Origin of the sequence: Roseomonas elaeocarpi (assembly GCF_042433915.1) — a bacterium.
GTDB lineage: Bacteria > Pseudomonadota > Alphaproteobacteria > Acetobacterales > Acetobacteraceae > Roseomonas > Roseomonas elaeocarpi.
The window spans coordinates 139,633-161,898 of sequence record NZ_JBHLUN010000005.1 but is presented as its reverse complement, the minus strand read 5'-3'; the positions used below and the strand labels follow the sequence as shown (position 1 = coordinate 161,898).

Sequence of the window (22,266 nt, the reverse complement as noted above, 5' to 3'; positions counted from 1 at the left end):
GAGCAGCAGCGGGTGGCGATCGGCCCGGTCCGGCACAAAGCAGCCGCCGGGCCACGCTGGCGTCAGCCCGCCGCGGCCGGGTGACGCGCCCGATCACCCGCCCCGGCTGGTCGCCCGACCGGCAACCCTGCTCAGCCGCGCAGGGCGATCAGCGACCCTTCGTCGCTCAGCAGCACCAGCGTCGCGCCGGCCACGGCGCCCGGCAGGGTGACCGAACCGCCCAAGGGGATGCGGCGCGTCACGGCGCCGTCGCTGGGATCGACCACCAGGGCCTCGCCACCGCTGCCCGGCACCAGGATCTGGCTGCCCAGCAGCATGGGGGCCGCGAAGCGCGCGGGTTCGCGCGGCTTCTGCCCGGGCGGCGGCGGGGCGTTCAGCGGGGTGATCCAGCGGATCTGACCGGTGGTGCGGGTCATCGCCACCAGCTCTTGGTCGGTGGAGAGCACGAAGATCCAGTCGCCCGCCACCGCCGGGGTGACGGAGCCGCCCACCTCACGCTCCCACAGGCGGCGGCCGGAGCGGAGGTCCACGCTCATGGTGGTGCCGTTCTCGCCCACCACGATCACCTGCTCGCCCGCGACCACCGGCAGGGCATGGACGCCGGACAGGTCGGCGATGCCGCTGCGCAGCGCGTTGCGCGACGGCGCCAGGGCCTCGGTCCAGACCGTGCGACCGTCATCGGGGCGCAGGCAGACCACCTCGCCGGTCGGCAGGCCGGCCACCACGTTGTCGCCCGACACCGCCGGCGCCGCGAGGCCGTAGGGCACGGCGCTGACCGACTGGCCCTGGAAGTTCCACAGCTTGCGGCCGTCCTCGGCCGAGAAGCCCACCACGTTGTTGTCCAGCGTGATCACGAAGATCCGGCCGTCCGACACGGTGGGGGCGCCGCGCATCGGGGCCGGCGCCGCGGCACGCCAGCGCAGCTTGCCGGTGGCGACCTCGACCGCCAGGATCTCGGCCATGCCGCTGGCGATGTAGAGCGTGTCGCCGTCCAACGCGGCGCCGACGCCGAGCGCGCCGACGTCGTCCTTCTCGGGCTTGGTGTCGAAGCTCCAGCGACGGCGGCCGGTGCCGAGGTCCCAGGCGCCCAGCACGCCGTAGGCGTCGGAAGCGAACACGGTGTCGGCGCTGCAGATCGGGCCGGTGGTCAGGCGACGGCGGTAGGCGGAACCGGTGCCCACCGAGGCCGTCCAGGCCGGGCGCAGCGTGCCGGCCGGCAGGGCGACGTTGCCCGCGGCGTGGGCCAGGTTGCCGCCGATCTGCGGCCACTGGGTCACCGGTGCCGCGGGCGGCAGGTCGACGGCGCGGGCCGAGATGGCGGGATCGACGTCCACGCCCTTCTCGGCCGCGAGGATTGAGCGGCGCTCACCCGGCAGCTTGTCCTTGCGGGTGCTGAAGATGCTGTCGAGCGTGTCGCAGCCCGCCAGCAGGCCGGTCAGGCCCAGCAGCGCTGCGCGTCGGGTCGTCGTCTGCACGGGGGCTCTTATCCTTCCAGTCCTGCCGCGAGTCGGGCGGCACGGTCGCGGATCCCCTGCGGGGCGGTGATGTCGGCGGCCAGCGCCTGGAAGGTGCGGCGCGCTTCGTCGCGCTGCCCCTGGCGGATCGAGACGAGGCCCTGAAGCTCCCGCGCCGAGGAACGCCACGGGCTGTCGATCGCCGCCAGCGGCGCGATGCGGCCGCTCAGCAGCGCCGGGTCCTGCGTGTCGAGGCCGTGCAGCACCCACATCAGGGAGCCGAGGTCGCGGTAGAGCGGGGGTGCGTCGCGATCCTGCGCGACCTCGTCCCAAAGGCGCAGCGCGGCGTCGCGGTCGCCGGATTCGGCCTTCAGCGCCGCGGCGCGCAGCCGGGCCAGGATGCGGTAGCCTTCCGGCGCCTTGGGAACCATGGCCGCGAAGCGGTCGCCGATGGGGCCGAGCTCGCCGCCCTGCTGCTCAGCGGACTGGCTGACCGCCAGGAACATCTCCGCCGTCTGCTCCGCCTGGTTGCCGCGGTACCAGCGAAGCCCCTGCCAACCCCCGACGCCCGCCACAACAACGAGCGCCGCCACGGCGAAGACGCCGCCCCAGCGCTTCGCGAGCCGGCGCATGCGCTCGGCGCGCATTTCCTCCTGAAGCTCGTCGTAGATGTCGGCCAAGGCAGCCCGGTCCCCCTCCAAAGGCGGCGGACCATAGCGGGCCTGCACCGGGTCGTTAAGCCCAGCCGGCAAATCCCTGCTTTCCCACCGATCCCGCCCCACGCAGTCGTCATAGCCGCCGCCCTGGACAGGGGTCGGAGCCCTGCGATAGCCCTGCGGGGATTCCGAGCCGTGAACCCGCGTCCTGAGGAGCAACCATGGCGTTCCGCCTCGCCACGGCGTTCCGTCCGGCCCAACCGGCGGGCGCGCCATCCTGAGCCCGCGCTGATGGCGGCTGAGCTGACGGCGCAAGACACAGCGCAGGGCACGATTCGCGCGCACGGCACGGAACAACATGCCTGCCCCGACTGCGGACAGTTCCAGTTCCTGCCCCGGCTGCGCCCCGGCGCCGAGGCGCGCTGCCTGCGCTGCGATTCCGTCCTGAAGCGCTTCCGCCAGAGCCCCTTCGACGCGCCGCTGGCGTTGAGCATCGCGGGGCTGCTGCTCTACGTCATGACGCTGAGCACGCCGTTCCTGAGCCTCAACCTCCTGGGCCGGACGCGTTCCAGCCAGGTTGAGTCGGGCGCCTACTCCTTTCTGGCCGACGGGTTCTGGGGGCTGACAGGCATCGTTCTGGCCACGCTGGTGCTGGTGCCGCTGGTCCGCCTGCTGCTGCTCCTCTCGGTGCTGCTGGGGCTGCGTTTTGCCAACCCGCCCCCAGCGCTGCGCGCGCTGTTCCGCTGGTACCGGCACCTCGCGCCCTGGGGCATGGTGGAGGTCTTCCTGTTCGGCGCGCTGGTCTCCTACACGCGGCTGGTGGACCTGGCCGAGGTGACGATCGGGCCGGGCGCCTTCCTGCTGGCGGGGCTGGCGCTGCTCACCGTGGCCACCGACGCCGCGCTGGACCCGCCCACGATCTGGGAAGCGCTGGACGAGCGCTGCCCGTCCCTGGCCGCGAAACCCGCCGCGGCCGCTCCGCACGGCGGGGCGCCGCGCGCCCTGGGCTGCCACTGCTGCGGGCTGGTGAGCGAGGCCGCCGAGGGGGAAGCCTGCCGGCGCTGCGGCGCGGCGCTGCACCACCGCAAGCGCAACAGCCTCCAGCGGAGCTGGGCGCTGTGCCTGGCCGCGGCGGTTCTCTACGTTCCCGCGAACTATTATCCGGTGATGACCATCGTCACGCTGGGCCGCGGCGGACCGCACACCATCCTGGGCGGCGTGGTGGAATTCATCCAGTCCGGCTTCTGGCCGCTGGCGCTGATCGTGTTCCTGGCCAGCGTCGCCGTGCCGATGCTCAAGCTGGTGGGCCTCGTGGTGATGATGCTGGGCGTGCAGCGCCGCTCCCCCTGGCGGCTGCGCGACAGGACCAGGCTGTACCGGCTGGTGGAAGTGATCGGCCGCTGGTCCATGATCGACGTCTTCGTGGTGTCGGTGCTGATCGCGCTGGTGCGCTTCGGCGTGCTGGCCAGCATCAACGCCGAGGTCGGGGCCATGTGCTTCGCGGGCGTGGTGTTGCTGACGATGGTGGCCGTCGAAACCTTTGACCCACGCCTGATGTGGGATGCCGCGAACCAGCCGGGCGACCAGCTGGCCGCCCGTGAACCAAGTCCGGACCTGCCGGCAGGAGCAGCACCATGAGCCCCGCGCAAGGTAACGGATCGGGCGGCGACGAGGCCCCGCGCGACGGCGGCGCCCCGGCGCTCGTGGCGCGGCGCCATCACCGCCGCTTCGGCTTCGTCTGGCTGATCCCGATCGTGGCGGTGCTGGTGGCGGGCTACCTGGGCTGGCGCACCTTCTCGGACCGTGGGCCGCTGGTGGAGGTGACCTTCCAGTCGGCCGACGGCCTCACCGCGGGCCAGACGCCGGTCCGCTACAAGGCCGTGCAGGTGGGCACGGTGGAGCGCGTGTCGCTGGAGGGCGACCTCAAGCGCGTGCGGATCGCCATCCGCATGACCAACGCGGTCAGCGACCGGCTGACGGAGGGCGCGAAGTTCTGGGTGGTGCGGCCGCGGCTGACGGCGGGCAACATCTCGGGCCTCGAGACCATCGTGTCGGGCGCCTATATCGAGTTCGACCCCGGCCCCGCCGAAGGCAATGATCTGGGGGCTTTCACCGGGCTGGAGAACCCGCCCGGGGTGCGCTCCGACGAGCCGGGGCGCGTCTTCACCCTGCATGCACGCCGGATCGGATCGCTCAACCGCGGCTCGCCCGTCTTCTTCCGCGACGTGAACGTGGGTGAGATCCTGAGCTACGACCCGCCGGCGCTCGACGGCCAGATCACGCTGCACGCCTTCGTGCGCGCGCCCTATGACGGCTACCTGCGGGAAGGTTCGCGCTTCTGGAACACCTCCGGCGTGCAGGTGAAGCTCGGCGCGGAAGGCATCAAGCTGGAGCTGGAGAGCGCCCGGGCGCTGCTGTCGGGCGGCATCGCCTTCGACACGCCGCCCTCGATGCGCGACCAGCCCAGGGCACCCGACAGCGCGGAGTACACGCTCTACGACGACCTCAACGACGCCATTTCCGCGACCTCGCCGGAGCGGCTGACCTTCCTGGTCTACTTCGAGGGCTCGGTGCGTGGGCTGGCGCCGGGTGCCCCGGTGACGATGCGCGGCATCCGCATCGGCAGCGTGCAGGATGTGCATCTCGAATTCGACAAGAACTCCGCGAAGTTCCGGGTGCCGGTGCATATCGCGATCGAGCCGGACCGCATTTCCTTTCCGGCGGGACGGCCGGCCACCGAGGTGCGCGCCTTCGTGGATGAGGCGGTCCGCCAGGGATTGCGGGCGCAGCTGAGCAGCGCCAGCCTGCTGACGGGCCAGATGCTGGTGGCGCTGGACTTCCTGCCGGATGCCGAACCCGCCCAGGTGCGGATGGAAGGCGACGAGATCGTGCTGCCCAGCGTCGGCGGCGGCACCGACAACATCATGGCGGCCGCCAGCGAGGTCGCGGGCAAGCTGCAGCGCTTCCCGATCGAGGAGATCGGCCGCAACCTCAACAATGCGCTGGCCTCGGTGAACGGGCTCGTGGGTGGGCCGGACGTGCGCAACGCGGTGCGCGCCCTGTCCAGCGCCCTGGCCTCGGTGCAGGAGCTGACGCGCAACGCCAATGCGGGGCTGGGGCCGCTGATGCGGCGGCTGCCGGGGATCGCCGACAACCTCGACCAGGCCGTGAAGCGCGCCAACGCCGCGGTGGGCTCCATCGAGCAAGGCTACGGCAAGGATTCGGAGGTCAACCGCGAGATGAGCCGGCTGCTGGACCAGGCGACCGACACGGCGCGCTCGGTGCGCCTCCTGTCCGACTACCTGTCGCGTCATCCCGAGGCCCTGGTGCGCGGCCGCGTCAACGGAGGATCGGAACGATGAGCCCTCGCATAGGCCGGCGGCCGGCGATCCTGGCGGGCCTGGGCTTGCTCTCGGCCTGCGCCTCCGCGCCGTCGCGCTACTACCAGCTGCGCGCCATGCCCGGTGCGGCGCCATCCGGCGCGGGTCCCGCCAGCCTGCAGCTGCGCCGGGTGGGCATCCCGGGCAGCCTCGACCGGGCCGCCATCGTGCGCGGCGGCGACGGCGCCCGCCTGCTGGTGGCGGAGGACGATCTCTGGGCCGAACCCTTCGGGGATCTGGTGACACGCGTGCTGGCCGAGGACCTGCGGCTGCGGCTGCCCGGTACGGCGGTGATCGCCGAGGGCAGCGCGGTCGACCTCGCCGGCGCGCTGATCCTGGAGGTGGAGCTGGGGCACTTCGAGGCCACCGGCGGCGGCTCCGTGCTGCTGCAGGGTCAGGCCGGGCTGCGCCGGCGCAACGAGGCGGCGACGCTGGCGGTGCAGCCCCTGCGCTCCGAGGTGCCGCTGCCCTCGCCCGATGTTCCGGCCGTGGTGTCGGCGATGAGCACGGCGCTGGCGCAGGCGGCGGATGCGCTGGCCGCGATGGTCGGGCGCTTCCCCGGCAGGGCGTAGCGTCGGGAGCGTAGGCCGGCAGCACCACGTCGGGCCATGAACCCGGCGTTAACGCGAACGCCGGCAGGATGCGGGGGTGCGCTTCCCGCTTCCCCTGCTGATCCTCGTGCCGCTGCTGGGCGGCTGCGACGCCTTCTGGGGGCCTTTCGCCGCGGCCAACGTGGTGTCGCTGACGGTGACCGGCCGCGCGGTGCCGGACCTGGTGGTGTCGGGCGTCACGGGGCGCGACTGCTCGATCGCGCATCTCGACGACGGGGAGAAGCACTACTGCCGCCGCGATCCCCTGCCCTCGCCCGCGCCGGTCTGCACCCGCTCGCTGGGCAGCATCGACTGCTGGGCCGGACCGCCGCCGGGTGCGCTGCCGACGCGCCTGGTGGGTGACGCGCCGCCGGCACCGCCGGAACGGGCGCCGGAGCGCTGGCCGTTCAACAGCTTCTGACAGCGCGGGCGGCGCGCCGGCCGTCCGGATTCTGCCGCCCGGGGGCTGGCCTCGGCGGCAGCGGGAGGCTCAGATGCCGGCGGGAACACGCCCGAGGACAGGACGCATGGCCGATTTCACCTGGGACCACCTTCACCTGCGCAGCACCGATCCGGTGGCCGCGGCGCGCTTCTACGTCGAGATGTTCGGGGCCACCGAAACCTCGCGCGTGGAAAACAACGGCGCCCTGCGCGTGGTGCTGTCGCTGAGCGGCATTCCGCTGTTTATCGAACAGGTGCCCGAGGGCACCGGCGCCCCGCCCAGCCCGCCCTATCTCGGCTTCGAGCATATCGGGCTGCGCGTGGCGGACCTGGAGGCCACGGCGGCGGCGCTGCGCGCCAAGGGCGCCACCTTCACCATGGAGCCGAACTCGCCGCGCCCTGGCCTTCGCATGGCCTTCGTGCAGGCGCCCGACGGCGCCCGCGTCGAGTTGCTGGAGCGCAGCGCCGTCTGAGGAGACGCGCCGCGCTCCAGCGCGTCAGGCGCCCCGCGCCCCCGGCGCGTCAGGCGCCCCGAGCTTCGATGAAGCGCACGGGCGCGCCGCGGGGGCTGCCGATCAGCTGGTCCTCGCGCATCACCGCCTCGCCACGGATGATCGTCATGACCGGCCAGCCCGTGCAGCGGAAGCCGGCGAAGGGCGTCCAGCCGCAGGGCGAGGCGATCCAGCTTTCCTCGATGGTGCGGCTGCGCTTCAGGTCCACCACGGTGAAGTCCGCGTCGTAGCCGGTGCTGAGGCGTCCCTTGCCGCTGACGCCGTAGACGCGGGCGGGGCCGTCGCTCATCAGCTCCACCATGCGGCTGAGCGACAGGCGCCCTTCCGCCACGTGGTTCAGCATCACCGGCACCAGCGTCTGCACCCCGGTCAGGCCGGCGGCGGTGGCGGGCCAGGGGCGCTCCTTGGCCTCGCGCGAATGCGGCGCGTGGTCGGAGCCGATGCAGTCCACCCCACCCTCGCGCACGGCGGCCCAGGCCGCGTCCATGTGCCGCTGGTCACGGATCGGCGGGTTCATCACGGCGTAGGGGCCGAGCTTGTCATAGGCCTCGGGCGCCACCTGCGTCAGGTGGTTGACCAGCAGCTCCACGGTGGCCAGCGCCCGGAACTCGCGCAGGTAGTCGAGCTCCTCGGCGGTGGAGACGTGCAGGACATGGGCGGGCCGGTTGGTCTTGTGCGCCAGCGCCATCAGCCGCCGCGTGCCGAGGAACGCGCATTCCACGTCGCGCCACTCGGCGTGCAGCGCGTGCGGGCCGCCGGCCGCGAACATCGGCTTGCGCTCCTGCAGGCGGTACTCGTCCTCGGAATGGTAGGCGATGCGACGACGGCCGGAGCGCATCACCTTTTCCAGCGTCTCGTCATCCTCGATCATCATGTTGCCGGTGGAGGAGCCGGCGAAGACCTTGATGGCGCAGACGTTGGGTTGCAGCTCCAGCGTCGCGAGTTCCCCGATGTTGTCGCGCGTGGCGCCGACGTAGAGGCCCATGTCGCACCAGGCGCGGCTGCGCAGGTAGTCGCGCTTGTTGTCCAGCGCTTCCCGCGTGGTGATGGCGGGATTGGTGTTGGGCATGTCGAACACCGCCGTGAGGCCGCCCAGCACCGCGGCGCGCGTGCCGGTCTCGATGCTTTCCACCGTCATGTCGGGGCCGCCCGCCTGGCCGGGATCGCGCAGGTGGACGTGCGGGTCGATCAGGCCGGGCAGCACGTGCAGGCCGGTGCAGTCGATCACCTCCGCCGCCTCGTCGCGGCTCAGGTCACCCATGGTGGCGATCCGCCCGTCGCGGACGCCGACGTCCAGCATCTCCAGCCCCCAGGGAAGCGCGCAGGTGCCACCGCGGAGGATCAGGTCGTAGGCTGCCATGGGGAGATGTTCCTTGCTGCGGTAGAACAGGCGGAAGAGCGAAGCCCGGAGAACAGGGGCGATCCGGCCACCTTATCGCACCACGGGCACCGGACCGGGAGGGGGTGTCTCGCCACGCCCTGGACAGCGCGGGGCATGGCCGTCAGATGGTGGCGAACGGAGGAACGATCATGCGGGCGCTGGTGCTGGAACGGACGCGCGAGCTGCGGCTGCGCGACATCGACGTCGATGCGACGATGGGGCCTGGGGATGTCCGCATCGCCGTGCGAAGCGTCGGCATCTGCGGCAGCGACCTCCATTACTACCTACACGGCGCGATCGGCCCCTACGTGGTGCGCGAGCCGATGGTGCTGGGCCACGAGGCTTCCGGCGTGGTGACGGCGGTGGGCAGCGCGGTGACCACGTTGAAGCCGGGCGACCGGGTCTGCATGGAGCCCGGCGTGCCGGACTGGGCTTCGCGCGCCTCGCGGGAAGGGATCTACAACCTAGACCCCGCCGTGCGCTTCTGGGCGACGCCGCCGGTGCATGGCTGCCTGATGCCCGAGGTCGTGCATCCCGCGAACCTGTGCTTTCCCCTGCCCGACAATGTCAGCTTCGCCGAGGGCGCCTTCGTGGAGCCGTTGGCGGTGGGCCTCCAGGCGGCGGTCAAGGCGCGCATCACCCCGGGCCAGGTGGGCGTGGTGCTGGGCGCCGGGACGATCGGCGTGCTGACGGCGCTCTCGGCACTGGCGGCGGGCTGCGCCGAGGTGGTGATCACCGACGTGCAGCCAGAGAAGCTGGCGATCGCCGGCCGCTATCCCGGCTTGCGCCCGGTGAACGTGGCGGAGGCGAGCGCGCCGGAGGCGGTGCGCTCGATCACCGGCGGCTGGGGCGCGGACTGCGTCTTCGAGGCGAGCGGCAGCCCGCGCGCCTTCGCCGGCATGACCGAACTGGCGGCGCCCGGCGGCGTGGTGGTGCTGGTGGGCATCCCGCCGGCGCCGGTGCCCTTCGACGTGGCGGCGGCCCAGGCCAAGGAGCTGCGCTTCGAGAACGTGTTCCGCTACGCCCACGTCTTTCCCAAGGCGGTGGCGCTGCTGGCCTCGGGCAAGATCGACGTGAAGCCGCTGATCTCGCGCACCTTCTCCTTCGAGCAGTCGGTGGAAGCCTTCGAATTCGCCGCGGAGAACCGGCCCGACGTGATCAAGACCCAGATCAGCCTGGAACCCTGAGCCGCCGGCGCGGCGTCAGGCGACCCGCCGGAGCTCCGCCGGGTCGCGGCCGTCGCGCACCGACAGCAGCCCGTCGAGGCTGTTGCCCATGTTGTTGACGTTGATCTCGTTGCGCTGGCGCGGCAGCGCTTCGGGGTATTCGCGCTGAAGGAAGCTGATCATCGCCTCGCGGACGTGGCAGCGCAGGTCGAAGGTGGCGCCGCCGCCCCGCGCGCTGACCAGGATGCGAAGCTCCACCATGTTGCCCGGCGTGTCGGTCACCTGCAGCACGCAGGTCTTGCGGTCCCACAGGGGATCGGCCTCCACCACCTCGCGCAGCTTGGCGCGCAGCCGGTCCAGCGGCACGGAATAATCCACGCGCAGGAACACCGTGCCGATCAGGTCGGAACTCTCGTGCGTCCAGTTCTGGAACGGCTTCTCGATAAAGTAGGACAGCGGCACGATCAGTCGGCGCAGATCCCACAGCCGCACCACGACGTAGGTGCCGGTGATGTTCTCGATCCAGCCCCACTCGCCCTCCAGCACCACCGCGTCCTCGACGCGGATCGGCTGGGTCATGGCGATCTGAATGCCGGCCAGCATGTTGCTCAGCAGCGGCCGCGCCGCGAGACCCAGCACCAGGCCCGCCGCACCCGCCGAGGCGAAAAGGCTGACGCCGTACTGCCGCACGCTGGGAATGCTGGTCAGCGCCGCCGCCACCGTGATCAGCACCAGCAGCGTCTGCACCGTGCGCAGCAGGATGCGGACCTGCGTGACGTGCTTGCGGGCGAGGAGATTGTCCTCCACGTCCAGGCGGAAGCGACGCAGGTAGACCTCGGCGCCGAGGTTCATGGCGGTGATGATGTTCCAGCCCACCACCAGCACGAAGGCGAACAGCAGGATCTGCGCCAGGGTCACCGTGGTGCGGTAGGAGAAGCCCGCCGCCGGCAGGGCCAGGCCCACCGCGGCGATCACCAGGAAGGTCGTCAGCGGCCGCTGGCTGCGCGTCACCAGCACCTGGAGGAAGGTCTGGTTGAAGCGCCCCGCCAGCCGGTAGAACTGCCGCAGGAACCAGCGCGTCGCGGCCAGCGGCACCGCCGCGGCAACAAGGAGCAGCAGGCTTCCCAGCAGCCCGTCCGGCAGAAAGGCGAAGGCGGTCTGGAGGTGTCGCATCACCTCGGCAAGAGCGTCGTGCGGCATGCATCTCTCCCGGTCGCGTCCGGCCGCACCGTTGTCCGGCAAGGGACCTCGGTGAGGGGGACCGATACGACCACCAGCCCCGCGTCTCAGTCCGGGCGGTGGAGGCTGGCCTGCCGCCGAAACGGCAGGCGCGGGTCTTTCACGGGGAGCACAACGCCGCAGCACCGCTTCTGCTGCAACGCACAATGTAACTTTTGATGGTGAGGCGGGGCTTCAGCCGCGCGACAGCACCTCGAAGACGTCGCCGCCCGCCGGGCGACGCTCGACATGGCGGCTGTGCCACAGGGCGTAGAACAGCAGGTGCCAGGCCGCGAAGCCTTCCCGCTTGCCGGCCGCAGCGCGGAACAGCGGCAGCACGCGGTCGCGCCGGACGATCTCCTCCACACCGGGCTGGGCGGCGACCAGCGGGGCCAGCCGTTCCGCCGCGCCGGCGATCCAGCGGCCCATCGGCACGGTGAAGCCCTTCTTGCGGGCAAAGGGCTGGCAGGCCGGGAACTCCCGAGACAGCCATTGCCGCAGCAACCACTTGCCGGTGTCGCGGCGAACCTTCAGCCCGTCCGGCAGGCGCCAGCTCGCCGCCGTCACGCCAGGGTCCAGGAAGGGCACGCGCCCCTCGATCCCGTGCGCCATCAGGCAGCGGTCGAGCTTGAGCAGCAGGTCGTTGGGCAGCCAGTCCGCCATGTCGGTGGCCTGCGCCGCCATCAACCGGGTGCGCCCCGGCTGGGCCGCCGCGGCTTCGGAGGCTTCAAGGCCGTCCCGCCACAGGCGCGGCTCCTCCCGCAGCACGTCGAGCCGGTCGAAGGTGCCGTGCGCCCGCATCGCCTTGCCGCCGAGCCACCAGGGCCGCATGGCCGAGCGGTGACGGCCGTAGCCGGCCAGGATCTCATCGCCGCCTTCGCCGGACAGGACCACCTTGACCTCTTCCCGCGCGCGGCGGGCCAGGAACCAGGTGGGCACGATGGCGTAGTCGGCGGCCGGGTCGTCCATGGCCGCCACGATCTCGGGCAGGTGGCGCCAGACCTCGGCCTCGCTCACCTCGACGCGAACGTGGCGGGCGCCCGCGGCCGCAGCGGCGGCGGCGGCCTGTTCGCGCTCATCCTTGCCGCCGACGTCGAAGCCAGCGGTGAAGGCCAGCACCGGGCGCTCGTTCAGGTGCGACATGGCGGAAAGCACCGCAGCGCTGTCCACGCCGCCCGACAGGAACATGCCGTAGGGCACGTCGGCGCGCTGGTGGAACTCCACCGCCTCGGTGAAGGCCTGGCCGAAGCGGGTGATCGCTTCGTCCTCGCCGATCTCTTCCGGCCCGCCTTCGGGCAGGGCGGAGCGCTGGCGCCGTTCCACCACCGCGCCGTCGGAGATCGCCAGGGTTTCGCCGGGCAGCACCCGCCGGATGCCCTCGAAGATCGTGTCGCGGCCGGTGGTGAACTGCAGCTGCAGCAGCTCATCCCGCGCCGCGGCGCGGACGCGCGGTGCCACGAGGCCGGCGGCCACCAGCGCCTGCGGTTCGGAGGCGAAGGCGAGGCCGCCCGCGACCTCGGCCAGGTAGAGCGGCTTGATGCCGAAAGGGTCGCGCGACAGCACCAGCCGCCGGGCCGAGCGGTCGTGGATGGCGATGGCCCACATGCCGCGCAACCCGTCCGCGAAGCCGATCCCGTCCTGGCGCCACAGGTGCAGCGGCGGCTCGCAGTCCGAGCCGGTGACGCAGGAGAAGCTGTGGGCGGCGCGGAGCTCGGGGTTGTTGTAGACCTCGCCATTGGCCACCAGCGCCGCCGGCCCGGCAAAGAGCGGCTGGTCGCCGCCGGCGAGATCGATGATGGCGAGCCGGGTATGCGCCAGCGCCACGTTGCCCAGGACGTGATGCCCCTGCCCGTCCGGCCCGCGATGCGCCAGGGCGCGCGTCAGCCCGTCCAGCACGCGGGAGTCGGGCGACTGCCCGGGACGCAGGGCCAGGCCCGCGATGCCGCACATCAGCCAGCCCTCCCGATCGCGGCCGCCGGCGCGACGTCGCGCAGAAAACCCTGCCAGCGGGCGATCACCGGCGCCTCGGCGTGCTCCCACTCGAAGGCGCGCCGTCCGGCCGCGGCGAGTTGTTCCCGCAGGGCGTGGTCCGCGAGCAGGCGCGACAGGGCGGCTGCGAGGGCTTCGGGGGCATCGGTGGGAACCAGCAGACCGTTTTCTCCATCCTGGATCAGTTCGCGCGGCCCCTGCGACGCGCAGGCCACCACGGGGCGCCGGGCCGAGAAGGCTTCCAGCACGATGTTTCCCAGCGGCTCATGCCGTGAGGAGCACACGAAGACGTCCGCCCGGGCGAGCAGCGCCCCGGCATCCGTGCGCCAGCCGAGGAAGTGGGTGCGATCGGCCACACCCAGCTCCCGCGCCAGGGCTTCCAGCGCCGCCCGCTCCGGCCCCTCACCCGCCAGGATCAGCTGCGCCCCTGGCACCCTGGGCAGGGCGCGAAGCAGGGTGTCGAAGCCCTTGTTGCGGTGCAGGCGCCCCATGGCCAGCAGGACCGGCACACCGGGCGGGAGCGGCAGCGCGGCCGGGGTGACACCGAGAAGGTCCGGCGAAAAGTTCGGAACGTGGTGGGCGCGCTCCGCCGGCCAGCCCTCGGCCACCATCCAGCGCACCAGGTCGCGGGTATTGCCGACCAGGTGGTCGCAGCGGCGGTAATGGCGCAGGTCGTAATAGCCCCCGAGCCGGCCCACCAGCGTCCAGGACCCACGCGGCGTGAAGCGGGCGGCGCGGTTCATCCAGGCCACCGTCACGGCCGGGGCGAAGCGTTGCAGCGCCCGGCCTAGGCGCGGTCCGGTCAGCAGGTCGAGCGGACCGCCGAAGCCCAGCGCCACCGGGGCGAGGCCGGCCTGCCGGAGGCGGGTCTCGCGGTCGGGTTCGCGGCGCAGGACCGGCAGGACATCCTCGCCGGCGGCGTGCAGCCCGGCGCAAAGGCGCTCGAAGAAGGTTTCGGCCCCGCCCAGCTTCGCGCCGGCCATGACCTGCGCCACCTTCACGCGAAACCCCGGCGGGAGGCCGCGGTCGGACCGGAAAGGCAGCGGCGCGCAACAGGCATCGCGTGGTCCTGCCATGGCTGCTCCGCCCGGCACAAGGGGGGCACGGCCGGGCGCGGCCGAGGGCTCAAGCCGCCACGCGCTGTGGCAGAAGGGCCTGCGCCGCCTCGATCACCTCCCCCACAGTGAGGCCGGCCATGCTGCCGTCGCCCGCCACGACGGCCCGCGCGGCGCGGCCCACGGGGGCGTACTCGCTGGCCGGCGTCGGGCCGAACAGGCCCAGCGTCGGGGCGCCGGTGGCGGCCGACAGGTGCATCAGCCCGGAATCATTGCCCACGAAGAGGGCTGCCCGGCCGAGCACCGCGGCCGCTTCCGGCAGGGATAACTGGCCCACGAGGTCGATCAGCCCGCCCGGCGTCGCGGCCAGCGCCGCGGCCACCGGCGCCGCGGCCTCCCGCTCCGAACTGCCGGGGCCGCCGAGCAGCACCACCGGCGCGCCGCGCAGCGATCCGGCCCCTTCGGTCAGGCGGCGGGCCAGGGCGACGAAGCGGTCGGCCGGCCAGACCTTGCCTGACCAGTTCGCGGTGGGGCCGAGTGCCAGGAACGGGCGCGGCGCGCCCAGGATGGCCTCGGCCCGCGCCTCGTCGGCCGGGGCGGTCCAGGCGACCGGGGCGGGCGGCGGGGTGACCCCCAAGGTTTCCGCGATGTGACCGATGCGATGGCCGGCGCGCCGGCCGCCCCGCATCACCGCGCGCCGCCGGGCCCGCAGCGTCCAGGCGAGGCCGGAGCCGCGCAGGTCCACCACCAGGTCCCAGCGATGCGGCGCCACACGGCGCCAAAGGTCGAGCCAGTGCAGCGACAGCGCCCGCTTGCGCAGCACGATCGTCTCGTCGCGCCGGGGCATACGGGCGAAGACGCCTTCCGCCACCGGGCCGCAGGCCACCGTGAAGCGGGCCTCCGGATGGTGCCGCAGCAGGTGATCGAGCAGCCCCGTGGACAGGACGGCATCGCCGATCCGGGTGGAGGACACGAAGAGGACGCGCATGTTGGGCGCCCCATACCACGATCCCGGTTGCAGCGCCGCCCCCGGCGAGCCAAGTGCTGATGCATGCCGATCGCCTTTCTGCCGCATCGCGGCGTCGTCGAACTCTCCGGGGATGACCGGATCAGCTTCCTGCAGGGTCTCGTGTCCAACGACGTCGCCGCCACCGCGGCGGGCAAGGCCGTCTGGGCCGCGCTGCTGACGCCGCAGGGCAAGTGGGTGGCGGATTTCTTCGTGGTCGCGGAGGGCGAGCGTCTCCTGATCGATTGCGAGCGGGAACAGGCCGCAGCCCTGGTGGCGAAGCTCGGCCGCTTCCGGCTGCGCTCCAAGGTGGCGCTGCGCGATGCTTCGGCGGAATTTGCGGTCCATGCGGGCTGGAGCTGCGCCGCACCCTCGGGCGGGATCGCCTTCGACGACCCGCGCCTGCCGGCAGCGGGCTGGCGGGTACTGGCGCCGGCGCCGCTGCACGCCGCGCACGGGGCCGAGGCCTATGACCTGCACCGGCTGGAGCTCGGCCTGCCGGACGGGTCGCGCGACATGGAAAGCGAGAAGTCGGTGCTGCTGGAGGCCGGCTTCGACGAGCTCCATGGCGTGAGCTGGAGCAAGGGCTGCTACATGGGGCAGGAGCTGACCGCCCGCACGCGCTACCGCGGGCTGGTCAAGCGGCGCCTCGTTCCGGTGGCGGTGGACGGGCCGCTTCCGCAGCACGGCGCACCGGTGCTGCGTGGCGAGGCGGAGGTGGGCGAGATGCGCTCCGGCCTCGGCACGCATGGGCTGGCGCTGCTGCGGCTGGCGGCGCTGGAAGACGGCGCGGAGCTGCGCTGCGGCGAGGCGGTGCTGCGGCCGCACGTGCCCGACTGGATGCGCTTGCCCGAAAAGGCAGCCTGACGCGCCGCGTCACGACGCCGACACCCGGCATACACGGTTTCTTCGTTTCGGCCTGCGATGCGGGGAGCTTCCGGAGCGAGGACCTGCCGTGCAGCCGATCTACGTGGTGACCGATACCGAGTTCGACGGGCCCGTGCCTGGCCGGAACTCGCTCCTCTCGATCGGCGCCGCCGCGGTGGATGAGCACGGCACGGAGGTCGGGTGCTTCGAGGCCGTGCTGCAACCCCTCCCCGAGGCCAGCGCGGACCCGGGCACGCTGCGCTGGTTCGCCACCGAGCCGGAGGCCTGGGCCGCCGCGACGCGCGACCCGCAGCCGGCGGAGGCGGTGATGCGACGCTTCGCGGGTTGGGTGCGGTCGCTGCCGGGTGATCCGGTCTTCGCCGCCCATCCGGTGGCGGTGGATGCGGCCTGGATCGACCACTACCTCCTCCGCTTCACCGGCGATCGCGTGATGCCGGTGCCGCGCGCCGAGGCGCCGCTGTTCCACGACGCGCCGCTCTGCCTCCATGCCTTCGCCGCCGGCCGGCTGGGCTGGCCGCCGCATCGCTGCCGGGCGGAAAACTACCCGGCCGAATGGCTCGGGCAGTATCCGCACAACCACCGCGCCCTGGACGATGCGCGCGGCTACGGCCGGCTGCTCGCGCGGCTGCTGGGTTCGGCGCCGGCCGGCTGAAGCAGCGGCCCTGAAACGCGGAAGGGGCCCGCCCCTTCCGGAGCAGGCCCCTTCCCGTCACGAACTGCGCGGGTTCAGGCGGTGCGGTCGCTGCCGCCCGAGAGCGCCGCCTGCGCCGCCGCCAGGCGCGCCACCGGCACGCGGTAGGGCGAGCAGCTGACGTAATCCAGGCCGGCGGTCTCGCAGAACTGGATCGAGGCCGGGTCGCCGCCGTGCTCGCCGCAGATGCCGAGCTTCAGCTTGTCCTTGGTCTTGCGGCCCTTCTCGGCCGCGATCTCCACCAGCGCGCCCACGCCCTCGACGTCGAGCGAGACAAAGGGGTCCTTCGGCAGGATGTCCTTCTCGACGTAGTAGGGCAGGAACTTGCCGGCATCGTCGCGCGAAAGACCAAAGGTGGTCTGCGTCAGGTCGTTGGTGCCGAAGGAGAAGAAGTCGGCGCTCTCCGCGATCCGGTCGGCCGTCAGCGCGGCGCGGGGCAGCTCGATCATGGTGCCAACCAGGTATTCGACCGACTTGCCCTTGGCCTCGAAGACCTCCTTGGCGACCTTGTCGACCTGGGCGCGGGTGATCTCCAGCTCCTTCTTCATGCCCACCAGCGGGATCATGATCTCAGGGACCACCGGCTTGCCGGTTTCTTCCGCGATCTCCAGCGCCGCCTCGAAGATGGCGCGCGCCTGCATCTCGTAGATCTCGGGGAAGGTCACGCCCAGGCGGCAGCCGCGATGGCCCAGCATCGGGTTGGCTTCCGACAGGTCGGCCGCGCGGCGCTTCATGGTGGCGAGGTCGGCGCCCAGGCTTTCCGCCACCTCGGCCAGTTCCTCGTCCTTGTGGGGGAGGAATTCGTGCAGCGGCGGGTCAAGGAGGCGGATCGTCACCGGCAGCCCCGCCATGATGCGGAACAGCTCCACGAAGTCGGAGCGCTGGAAGGGCAGCAGCTTCTCCAGCGCAGCGCGGCGGCCGCCCTCGGTCTCGCTCATGATCATCTGGCGAACCGAGCCGATGCGGTCGGCGTCGAAGAACATGTGCTCGGTGCGGCACAACCCGATGCCCTCGGCGCCGAACTTGCGCGCGGTGTCGGCGTCGAGCGGGGTTTCGGCATTGGCGCGCACCTTCAGGCGGCGCACCTCGTCGGCCCAGCCCATCAGCGTCGCGAAGTCGCCCGAAAGCTTCGGCTCGATCATCGGCACCGCGCCCAGGAAGACCTCGCCGGTGGCGCCGTCGAGGGTGATGGTCTCACCGCCGCGCACCACTTGGCCACCGGCCGAGATCGTGCCGGCCGCGTAGTCCACCACGATGCCGCCGGCACCGGCGACGCAGGGACGGCCCATGCCGCGGGCCACAACCGCCGCGTGGCTGGTCATGCCGCCGCGCGTGGTCAGGATACCCTTCGCCGCGTGCATGCCGGCGATATCCTCGGGGCTGGTTTCGATGCGCACCAGCACCACGGCCTCGCCCTTGTTGGCGCGCGCCTCGGCCTCTTCGGCCGAGAACACGACCACGCCGCAGGCAGCGCCCGGCGAGGCGGGCAGGCCCTTGGTCAGCACCTTGCGCGGCGCCTTGGGATCGAGCGTCGGGTGCAGCAGCTGGTCGAGCGAGCCGGGAGAAACGCGCTTCACCGCCTCGGTGCGGTCGATCAGACCTTCCTCGGCCATGTCCACCGCGACCTTCAGCGAGGCGGCGGCGGTGCGCTTCCCGTTGCGGGTCTGCAGCATGTAGAGCTTGTTGCTCTGCACGGTGAACTCGATGTCCTGCATGTCGGTGTAGTGACGCTCCAGCGTCTCACGCACCTTGCAGAGCTCGGCATAAGCTTCCGGCATGGCCTCTTCCATGCTGCGCTCGCCGGGCTTGGCCTTTTCCTTCGCCATGGGCTGCGGCGTGCGGATGCCCGCCACCACGTCCTCGCCCTGGGCGTTGATCAGGTACTCGCCGTAGAAGATGTTCTCGCCGGTGGACGGGTCGCGCGTGAAGCAGACGCCGGTCGCGCAGTCATTGCCCATGTTGCCGAACACCATGGCCTGGACGTTCACGGCGGTGCCCCAGCTGGCGGGGATGTCGTGCAACCGGCGATAGGTGTTGGCGCGCGGGTTCATCCAGGAGCCGAACACGGCGCCGATCGCGCCCCAGAGCTGGTCCTGCGGGTCGAGCGGGAAAGGCTTGCCGATGGCCTGCGCCACCATCGCCTTGTACTCGGCCACGACCTTCTGCCAGTCGGCGGCGGTCAGCTCGGTGTCCTCGACGGCGCCGGAGCTGTGCTTGGCTTCCTCGATGATCTCCTCGAAGCGGTGATGGTCCACGCCCAGCACCACCGAGCCGTACATCTGCACGAAGCGGCGGTAGCTGTCCCAGGCGAAGCGCTCATCGCCCGAACGCTTGGCCAGGCCCTGCACCGTGTCGTCGTTCAGGCCGAGGTTGAGCACGGTGTCCATCATGCCCGGCATCGACACGCGGGCACCGGAGCGGACCGACACCAGCAACGGGTTCGTGGCATCGCCGAACTTGGCGCCGACGGCTTCCTCGATGCGGGCGAGGGCCTCGTCGGCCTGGGCCTTCAGCTCGGGCGGGTACTGCCGGCCGTTGTCGTAATAGTAGGTGCAGACTTCCGTGGTCACGGTGAAGCCCGGCGGCACGGGCAGCCCGATCGACGCCATCTCGGCGAGGTTCGCACCCTTGCCACCGAGCAGGTTGCGCATGTCGGCCTTGCCGTCGTTGCGACCGGCGCCGAAACCGTAAACCCACTTGGTCATAGGCACGTCCCTTTAAGCTTCGATTCGTTGGAAGTCCGCGGCGCGATCCATCGCCGCGCGGAGTGTCTTGAGCAAGCCGAGCCTGTTGCGCCGCAGCGCAGGATCGGGGTCGTTCACCACGACTTTATCGAAAAACGCGTCCACCGGTCCGCGCAAGGTCGCGAGCACGTTCATAGCCCGCGCGAAGCGTTCGGATTCCAAACCCTCCCGCACCGCGGGCGACGCCGCCTGCAGGGCTTCGGCCAGCGCGCGCTCCTCGGGCAGGAGCAGCAGCATGCGCTCGACCTGCGCCTGATGCGGGCCGTCCTTCTTTTCCTCGATGCGCAGGATGTTGGCGGCGCGGCGATAGGCGGCGAGCAGGTCCGTGCCCTCCGGGGTTGCCAGGAAGTCGCGCAGCGCGTCGGCCCGGGCGAGAAGCCGATTCAGGTCGTCGTCGCCCCCCTGCGACCCGGCCGCGGCGGCGAGGACGTCGTGCCGCGCGCCCTCGGAGCGCAGCTGCACGCGCAGGCGCTCGTTCAGGAAGTCGAGCAGGCCGGCGGCGAAGGCCTCCACCATCGGCGGATGGCGGGAGGTCGAGGAAGGCTGGAAGCCGGCATTGCGCTTCTCGGTCGCCACCGCCATGCCGAACTCCGGCTCGGCCGTGGTGCCCTGGGCAGCGGCGTAGCCGAAGAAGGCCTCCGCAATCACGTCGATCAGGCGCAGGCGCAGGCCGTTCTCGCGGATGATGCGGATCACGCCCAGCGCCGCGCGGCGCAGCGCGTAGGGGTCGCCCGAGCCGGTCGGGCGCTCATCCGCCGCGAAGAAACCCACCAGCTGGTCAAGCTTGTCGGCCAGCGCCACCGCGACCGCCACCGGCTCGCGCGGGACCTCGTCGCCCGGGCCGAGCGGGCGGTAATGCGCGCCGATCGCCTCGGCCACCTCGGGCGCCTCGCCATCGTGCAGCGCGTAGTAGCGGCCCATCAGGCCCTGGAGCTCGGGGAACTCGCCCACCATGCCGGTGGCGAGGTCGGCCTTGGCCAGCCGGCCGGCGCGCGCGGCGAGGTCACGGTCCGCCCCCACCATCGGCGCCAGGATCCGCGCGAGGCGTTCCAGCCGCGCGACGCGCTCGCCCTGGGTGCCGAGCTTGGCGTGGAACACCACGCTGTCGAGGCGCGGCAGGCGGGATTCCAGCGGCGACTGCCGGTCGCCATCCCAGAAGAAGCGGGCATCCGACAGGCGGGCGCGCAGCACGCGCTCATTGCCGGCGACCACGGTGGCGCCGCCGTCGGTGGCCTCGATATTGGCCACCAGGGCGAAGCGGTTGGCGGCGCGACCGTCCGGGTGACGCAGCGCGAAGTAGCGCTGGTTCACGCGCATGGTGGTGCGCATCACCTCGGGCGGCAGGTCCATGAAGTTGTCGTCGATGCGGCCGATCAGCGGCACCGGCCATTCCACCAGCCCCGCGACCTCGGTCAGCAACCCGCGGTCGGGCACGACCTCGAGCTGCTGCGCGGCGGCCAGCCTGGCGACACCGCTCTCGATCGCGGCCTCGCGCTCGGCGGCTTCGGGGATGACCTTGCGGGCACGCAGCCCGGCCTCCCATTCCGACACCGTGCGCGCCGCGAAGGCGCCAGGTGCCAGGAGGCGGTGCCCCTCCGTCTGGTCGGCGGAGGTGAGGCCATGGCCGTCATCCTCGCCCTGGCGCAGGTCGAAGGGCACGACCTCACCGTCGAGGACGCAAAGGATGCGCTTGAGCGGCCGCACCCAGGTCATCGTGGAGGTGCCGCCCCAGCGCATCGATTTCGGCCAGGGGAAGCGGCGGATCAGCGCGGGAATGACCTCCGCCAGCACGTCCGACGAAGCACGCCCTTCGCGGCGGATCACCGCGTAAAGGTAGGACGCGCCCTTGACCTCGCGCTCCTCCAGCTGGTCGCGGGTGAGGCCGGTGGAACGGAGGAAGCCTTCCAGCGCCGGGCCGGTGGCGTCGGCGCGGGGGCCACGGCGCTCCTCGGACACGGGCGCCGTCGCGGCCGGGATCTCGGCCGCCAGCGCGATGCGGCGGGGGCCGTGAAAGGTGCGGAGGTTGGCGGGAACGAGACCGGCCGGCTTCAGCGCCTCGGTCAGCAGGCGCGCGAGATCCTCCGCACCGCGCGCCTGCATGCGCGCCGGGATTTCCTCGGAGAAGAGTTCGAGCAGAAGTTCAGACATCAGCGGGCATGCTTCCGGCCGGATCGCGGATCAACGTGGCAAATCGAGGGCACGGCACTCATGCCGCCTCTCCCGCCACCCAGCCTTCGCAGCAGCGCTTCGCCAGCGCCCGGACGCGGCCGATAAAGGCGGCGCGCTCCGTCACGCTGATGGCGCCGCGCGCGTCGAGCAGGTTGAACAGGTGGCTGGCGGCGATGCACTGGTCATAAGCCGGCAGCGCCAGGCCACGGTCGGCCAGCGCGTTGCACTCGGCCTCGGCGTCGGCGAAGTGCTGGAACAGCCGGGGCACGTCGGCGTGCTCGAAGTTGAAGGCGCTGAACTCGCGCTCCGCGCGCAGGAACACGTCGCCGTAGGTCACGCCGGCGCCGTTGAAGTCGAGGTCGTAGACGTTCTCGACGTCCTGCACGTACATCGCCAGCCGTTCGAGGCCGTAGGTCATCTCGAAGGAGGGGTGCACCACCGGGATGCCGCCGACCTGCTGGAAATAGGTGAACTGGCCGACCTCCATGCCGTCGCACCAGACTTCCCAGCCCAGGCCCCAGGCGCCCAGCGTCGGGCTTTCCCAATCGTCCTCCACGAAGCGGAAGTCGTGCTTCAGTGGGTCGAGGCCGATCTCGCGGTAGCTCGCCAGCAGCAGGTCCTGCGCCGCGGCCGGGCTCGGCTTCATGATGACCTGATACTGGTAGTAGTGCTGGAGGCGGTTCGGGTTCTCGCCGTAGCGGCCGTCGGAGGGGCGACGGGACGGCTGCACGTAGGCGGCGTTCCAGGGCTTGGGCCCCAGGGCGCGCAGCGTCGTGGCGGGATGGAAGGTCCCTGCCCCCACCGACATGTCGTAGGGCTGGAGGATCACGCAGCCCTGGCGGCTCCAGTAGCTATGGAGGCGCAGGATGATGTCCTGGAAGGAGGGCGGCTTGGCGAGCATGACGGGGCGCACCATAAGGGCGGCT

The 22,266-nt window shown here is 71.9% G+C and carries 18 protein-coding genes; 8 read left to right on the top strand and 10 right to left on the bottom strand.

The annotated features are described in order from the left end of the window. Positions 1-131: 131 nt before the first annotated feature. Together ACFFGY_RS06225 and ACFFGY_RS06220 are read right to left on the bottom strand one after the other, a co-directional pair. On the bottom strand, positions 132-1,475 hold the full coding sequence (locus ACFFGY_RS06225; RefSeq protein ID WP_377043566.1) for an outer membrane protein assembly factor BamB family protein: 1,344 nt from the start codon (positions 1,473-1,475) through the stop codon (positions 132-134). A gap of 8 nt (positions 1,476-1,483) precedes the next feature. Continuing rightward, positions 1,484-2,134 (bottom strand): tetratricopeptide repeat protein, encoded by a 651-nt coding sequence (locus ACFFGY_RS06220; protein WP_377043565.1) that lies wholly within the window; start codon positions 2,132-2,134, stop codon positions 1,484-1,486. A 267-nt stretch (positions 2,135-2,401) separates the two neighbouring features. Between ACFFGY_RS06220 and ACFFGY_RS06215 the strand changes: the two genes are divergently transcribed. From ACFFGY_RS06215 to ACFFGY_RS06195, 5 genes are all read left to right on the top strand, one after another. Beyond that, entirely contained in the window at positions 2,402-3,748 is a 1,347-nt protein-coding gene (locus ACFFGY_RS06215) for a paraquat-inducible protein A (RefSeq protein WP_377043564.1), read from the top strand. Further along, on the top strand, positions 3,745-5,472 hold the full coding sequence (locus ACFFGY_RS06210; protein WP_377043563.1) for a PqiB family protein: 1,728 nt from the start codon (positions 3,745-3,747) through the stop codon (positions 5,470-5,472). The genes ACFFGY_RS06215 and ACFFGY_RS06210 overlap by 4 nt, the downstream gene beginning before the upstream one ends. Then, positions 5,469-6,062 carry a PqiC family protein gene (locus ACFFGY_RS06205; RefSeq protein ID WP_377043562.1) on the top strand — a complete coding sequence of 198 codons (594 nt, stop codon included), beginning with the start codon at positions 5,469-5,471 and terminating at the stop codon, positions 6,060-6,062. The genes ACFFGY_RS06210 and ACFFGY_RS06205 overlap by 4 nt, the downstream gene beginning before the upstream one ends. A 76-nt stretch (positions 6,063-6,138) precedes the next feature. Further along, complete coding sequence (locus tag ACFFGY_RS06200) at positions 6,139-6,501, top strand: hypothetical protein (protein WP_377043561.1); 363 nt, start codon at positions 6,139-6,141, stop codon at positions 6,499-6,501. A 106-nt stretch (positions 6,502-6,607) separates the two neighbouring features. Beyond that, a complete protein-coding gene (locus ACFFGY_RS06195; protein ID WP_377043560.1) occupies positions 6,608-6,994 on the top strand; it encodes a VOC family protein in 387 nt (128 codons plus the stop codon). Positions 6,995-7,043: 49 nt separating this feature from the next. On the opposite strand, the gene ACFFGY_RS06190 is transcribed toward ACFFGY_RS06195, so the two are convergent. Further along, positions 7,044-8,393 carry a dihydroorotase gene (locus ACFFGY_RS06190; RefSeq protein ID WP_377043559.1) on the bottom strand — a complete coding sequence of 450 codons (1,350 nt, stop codon included), beginning with the start codon at positions 8,391-8,393 and terminating at the stop codon, positions 7,044-7,046. Positions 8,394-8,563: 170 nt separating this feature from the next. Here ACFFGY_RS06190 and ACFFGY_RS06185 point away from each other — a divergent pair, with 170 nt between their 5' ends. Then, a complete protein-coding gene (locus ACFFGY_RS06185; protein ID WP_377044027.1) occupies positions 8,564-9,601 on the top strand; it encodes an NAD(P)-dependent alcohol dehydrogenase in 1,038 nt (345 codons plus the stop codon). Positions 9,602-9,616: 15 nt separating this feature from the next. Here ACFFGY_RS06185 and ACFFGY_RS06180 read toward each other — a convergent pair whose 3' ends face one another. The 4 genes from ACFFGY_RS06180 to ACFFGY_RS06165 form a co-directional block, all read right to left on the bottom strand. Beyond that, positions 9,617-10,780 carry a mechanosensitive ion channel family protein gene (locus ACFFGY_RS06180; protein ID WP_377043558.1) on the bottom strand — a complete coding sequence of 388 codons (1,164 nt, stop codon included), beginning with the start codon at positions 10,778-10,780 and terminating at the stop codon, positions 9,617-9,619. A gap of 213 nt (positions 10,781-10,993) precedes the next feature. Further along, the gene (gene asnB, locus ACFFGY_RS06175) at positions 10,994-12,748 is read right to left on the bottom strand and encodes an asparagine synthase (glutamine-hydrolyzing) (protein WP_377043557.1); all 1,755 of its coding nucleotides are present in this window, start codon (positions 12,746-12,748) and stop codon (positions 10,994-10,996) included. Beyond that, a complete protein-coding gene (locus ACFFGY_RS06170) occupies positions 12,748-13,770 on the bottom strand; it encodes a glycosyltransferase (RefSeq protein ID WP_377043556.1) in 1,023 nt (340 codons plus the stop codon). The genes asnB and ACFFGY_RS06170 overlap by 1 nt, the downstream gene beginning before the upstream one ends. Before the next feature lie 142 nt (positions 13,771-13,912). After that, positions 13,913-14,830: a glycosyltransferase family 9 protein gene (locus tag ACFFGY_RS06165; RefSeq protein WP_377043555.1), complete on the bottom strand. Its 918-nt coding sequence runs from the start codon at positions 14,828-14,830 to the stop codon at positions 13,913-13,915. A gap of 63 nt (positions 14,831-14,893) precedes the next feature. On the opposite strand from ACFFGY_RS06165, the gene ygfZ reads away from it, so the two are divergent. Both ygfZ and ACFFGY_RS06155 read left to right on the top strand, forming a co-directional pair. Continuing rightward, positions 14,894-15,715, top strand: a complete 822-nt coding sequence (gene ygfZ / locus ACFFGY_RS06160; RefSeq protein WP_377043554.1) for a CAF17-like 4Fe-4S cluster assembly/insertion protein YgfZ — start codon at positions 14,894-14,896, stop codon at positions 15,713-15,715. An 88-nt stretch (positions 15,716-15,803) separates the two neighbouring features. Further along, a complete protein-coding gene (locus ACFFGY_RS06155; protein ID WP_377043553.1) occupies positions 15,804-16,388 on the top strand; it encodes a DNA polymerase III subunit epsilon in 585 nt (194 codons plus the stop codon). A 74-nt stretch (positions 16,389-16,462) separates the two neighbouring features. Here the strand turns inward: ACFFGY_RS06155 and ppdK are convergent, their stop codons facing one another. From ppdK to ACFFGY_RS06140, 3 genes are read right to left on the bottom strand one after another with little or no spacing between them, the layout of a single operon-like run. Continuing rightward, positions 16,463-19,132, bottom strand: coding sequence for a pyruvate, phosphate dikinase (ppdK, locus tag ACFFGY_RS06150; RefSeq protein ID WP_377043552.1), 2,670 nt, complete (start codon positions 19,130-19,132; stop codon positions 16,463-16,465). Between the two features lie 12 nt (positions 19,133-19,144). Continuing rightward, the gene (glyS, locus tag ACFFGY_RS06145; protein WP_377043551.1) at positions 19,145-21,319 is read right to left on the bottom strand and encodes a glycine--tRNA ligase subunit beta; all 2,175 of its coding nucleotides are present in this window, start codon (positions 21,317-21,319) and stop codon (positions 19,145-19,147) included. Positions 21,320-21,377: 58 nt separating this feature from the next. Further along, positions 21,378-22,256: a glycine--tRNA ligase subunit alpha gene (locus ACFFGY_RS06140; protein WP_377043550.1), complete on the bottom strand. Its 879-nt coding sequence runs from the start codon at positions 22,254-22,256 to the stop codon at positions 21,378-21,380. Positions 22,257-22,266: the final 10 nt, after the last annotated feature.

Bases quoted from the DNA above. Each gene is read 5' to 3' on its own strand.
- ACFFGY_RS06170 (WP_377043556.1), bottom strand. From the start codon at position 13,770: ATGGCCGGCGCGAAGCTGGGCGGGGCCGAAACCTTCTTCGAGCGCCTT.
- ACFFGY_RS06140 (WP_377043550.1), bottom strand. From the start codon at position 22,256: ATGGTGCGCCCCGTCATGCTCGCCAAGCCGCCCTCCTTCCAGGACATC.
- asnB (WP_377043557.1), bottom strand. From the start codon at position 12,748: ATGTGCGGCATCGCGGGCCTGGCCCTGCGTCCCGGGCAGTCGCCCGAC.
- ACFFGY_RS06210 (WP_377043563.1), top strand. From the start codon at position 3,745: ATGAGCCCCGCGCAAGGTAACGGATCGGGCGGCGACGAGGCCCCGCGC.
- ACFFGY_RS06185 (WP_377044027.1), top strand. From the start codon at position 8,564: ATGCGGGCGCTGGTGCTGGAACGGACGCGCGAGCTGCGGCTGCGCGAC.
- glyS (WP_377043551.1), bottom strand. From the start codon at position 21,319: ATGTCTGAACTTCTGCTCGAACTCTTCTCCGAGGAAATCCCGGCGCGC.
- ygfZ (WP_377043554.1), top strand. From the start codon at position 14,894: ATGCCGATCGCCTTTCTGCCGCATCGCGGCGTCGTCGAACTCTCCGGG.
- ppdK (WP_377043552.1), bottom strand. From the start codon at position 19,132: ATGACCAAGTGGGTTTACGGTTTCGGCGCCGGTCGCAACGACGGCAAG.
- ACFFGY_RS06180 (WP_377043558.1), bottom strand. From the start codon at position 10,780: ATGCCGCACGACGCTCTTGCCGAGGTGATGCGACACCTCCAGACCGCC.
- ACFFGY_RS06165 (WP_377043555.1), bottom strand. From the start codon at position 14,830: ATGCGCGTCCTCTTCGTGTCCTCCACCCGGATCGGCGATGCCGTCCTG.
- ACFFGY_RS06195 (WP_377043560.1), top strand. From the start codon at position 6,608: ATGGCCGATTTCACCTGGGACCACCTTCACCTGCGCAGCACCGATCCG.
- ACFFGY_RS06190 (WP_377043559.1), bottom strand. From the start codon at position 8,393: ATGGCAGCCTACGACCTGATCCTCCGCGGTGGCACCTGCGCGCTTCCC.
- ACFFGY_RS06205 (WP_377043562.1), top strand. From the start codon at position 5,469: ATGAGCCCTCGCATAGGCCGGCGGCCGGCGATCCTGGCGGGCCTGGGC.
- ACFFGY_RS06215 (WP_377043564.1), top strand. From the start codon at position 2,402: ATGGCGGCTGAGCTGACGGCGCAAGACACAGCGCAGGGCACGATTCGC.